Origin of the sequence: uncultured Cetobacterium sp. (assembly GCF_947038635.1) — a bacterium.
Lineage (GTDB): Bacteria > Fusobacteriota > Fusobacteriia > Fusobacteriales > Fusobacteriaceae > Cetobacterium_A.
This window is the reverse complement of the sequence record NZ_CAMQXC010000188.1, coordinates 1-2509: the sequence shown is the minus strand read 5'-3', so window position 1 is coordinate 2509 and position 2509 is coordinate 1. Positions and strand designations below refer to the sequence as shown.

Sequence of the window (2509 nt, the reverse complement as noted above, 5' to 3'; positions counted from 1 at the left end):
AGTGTCCATAGCTGTAGCTCCTGCTGTAGATATAGATTCGAAACTTCCTATAGATTTAGCAATAAGAGGAATTGTTAGAATAGCAAGAACTTCTCTAAAAACATTACTTAGAAAAGCAACACTTCCAAGTTCAGGGCTTATTTTTGATAATTCAATAGCTGATAGAGAATACCAACCAAGACCAGAGGAAACAGCAAGACCTTCCCCAATAGATATAGGAAGGAATAAAGAGCCAATAACTCCACCTAAAAGAGAACCTAGAATTGTCGATATAGGAAGAAGCCATATTTTTTTACCGTACTTTTTCAGATTAGAAAGTACAGCAGAGTTATCTCCAATATCGATACCAACAAAAAATAAAAGTAAGCAAAGACCTAAATCAATAAAAGTATCTGATGAATTAGATAAAAATGGAGACTGAAAAAATAATCCTATAATAACTCCAAAAATAATTGATAAACAAATTCCTATCATCTATTTGTCACCTCTTTTTCTAAAGAAAACCTTAGTAATAAAAATACTTCCTAAAATAGAAAATAAAGCTATAACAATAGCTTGTAATCCAAGATTTGGAAATTCTTTTATAATCTTGTTATCACTACCAATCTTATAACCCATGACTCCTAATAAAAAGAAAAGAGAAAAGGACTGTAAAATAGCAGTTTTCATTTTTAGTTTTAAGGGTATTAGTTGGTACTTACTTAATAAAAATCCACAACTTATAATAAAAATATATAATAAAATTCTTATCATACTTCCTCCTCGTATAATGAAGATATAGAATCTTCATCAATTTATCTGTTATAATTTACTAAAGTGCTGTGGATTATTATTCCCTCCTATAGCTAGTTTAACTAGACTATTTCATTTAGGCTATAACCACAGCTTTATACTAATTTGTTAATTAGTTAGATAACGCTTGACGTTTTATATAGGACGAGGATACATTCAGTATAAAGCTTTAGTGGAACATAAACAGTACTTTTAATATATTTCAAGGTGGTGAATTATGATCTATGTAGGAATCGATATCGCGAAAGATAAGCATGACTGCTACATTGTTACCTCTGATGGCGTTCTTATCAGCGATAATTTAAGAATCACAAATACTCTTGAAGGATTTAATACTCTTTACTCCGTTATTTCCTCAAACTGTCAAGTCGCTAGTGATGTGCGTATAGGGCTTGAATCTACCGGTCTTACAGTATCAATTTAGAGAATTTCCTGCGTACCAAGGGATACCAAATTACGGTATTTAATCCCCTTGCTGTAGCTTCCTTTAGGAAGTCTCAAACACTAAGAAAAACTAAAACTGACAAAGTTGATGCTAAGTTTATTACAACCTTACTATTCAACTCAGACCAAACCCCAACAGCACTTGTATCTGATGAAATTAGAGAATTAAAATCTCTAACTAGACACCGTTATAGATTAGTTGGACAGTGCGCCAAATTAAAAGTTTCTGTCTCGCGTTTACTTACAATTTTATTTCCCGAACTAGGGACATTAATATGGTCGATACATCAAAAATCTAGTTATGCTATGCTTTTGGAATTTCCAAGTGCTCATGATATTTCTAACTGTCATTTAACTAAATTAACTAATCTTTTATCCAAGACTTCAAAGGGAAAGTATGGAAAAGATAAAGCAATAGCTTTAAAAGACCTAGCTTCTAAATCTATTGGTATCAATAGCAGTGGAACTTCTTTTGAGCTTCAACAAACAATTAGAATAATTAATTATTATTTAGATGAAATTTCTATTTTAGATAAGAAAATCAAAGAGCTTCTTATTCAAATGAAAACACCACTGATAAGTATACCTGGAATATCTTATACGCTAGCATCGATTATATTATCTGAGATTGGAGATATTACACGATTTCAAACCCCAGCTAAATTATTGGCTTTCGCGGGATTAGAACCTTCTGTTTATCAATCAGGAAAGTTCCAAGCCACAGGCACTTCAATGGTAAAAAGAGGCTCAACGTATCTTAGATGGGCAATCATACAAGCTGCGCGCTTAGTAGCAATGCGTGATCCTACATTCAAACTTTATCAGGAGAAAAAGAAGAATGAAGGAAAACATCATTATGTTGCAATTAGTCATACATCTAAGAAGCTACTCAGAGTAATTTTTCATCTTTTAAAGAATAATATTAATTTTGTTCCACAAAACTAAATATTTTAATGATTTTATTTTTTAAAAGGCGACTTTAAAATTTCTCAAAGAGTCGTCTCCTAGAAACACGCCCATATTTTTTAAAAAAATTCTAAAAAATATTTTAGAAAAAACAAAATTATATACTTGACTTCATATAGTTAGTCTAAATATTAAATATAGTAGGAGTTTACCATAAAAATTATATAAAAATCAAATTTTACAAAAAATAAACCTTTAAAAGATTTAAAAAATAAGAAAAAATAAAAAATAGAATTATTTAAAGTTTTTTTTATTAAAATTTAAATAAAAAATAAAAATAAATTTTTTTATTTTTAAAAACTAAATC

2 protein-coding genes and 1 pseudogene are annotated in these 2509 nt (G+C 29.6%); 1 reads left to right on the top strand and 2 read right to left on the bottom strand.

From position 1 onward, the window contains the following. Positions 1–474, bottom strand: a 474-nt coding sequence (locus tag Q0V08_RS11495; RefSeq protein ID WP_297434852.1) for a lysine exporter LysO family protein, incomplete at its 3' end; no start/stop codon positions are given. After that, complete coding sequence (locus tag Q0V08_RS11490) at positions 475–753, bottom strand: LysO family transporter (RefSeq protein ID WP_297434851.1); 279 nt, start codon at positions 751–753, stop codon at positions 475–477. It abuts the gene before it with no gap. Between the two features lie 256 nt (positions 754–1009). Here Q0V08_RS11490 and Q0V08_RS11485 point away from each other — a divergent pair. Next, positions 1010–2181: pseudogene (locus Q0V08_RS11485) on the top strand (IS110 family transposase). Positions 2182–2509: the final 328 nt, after the last annotated feature.

What these genes read in the sequence shown, in the direction of transcription:
- Q0V08_RS11490 (WP_297434851.1), bottom strand. Translation starts at nt 753, where the DNA reads ATGATAAGAATTTTATTATATATTTTTATTATAAGTTGTGGATTTTTA.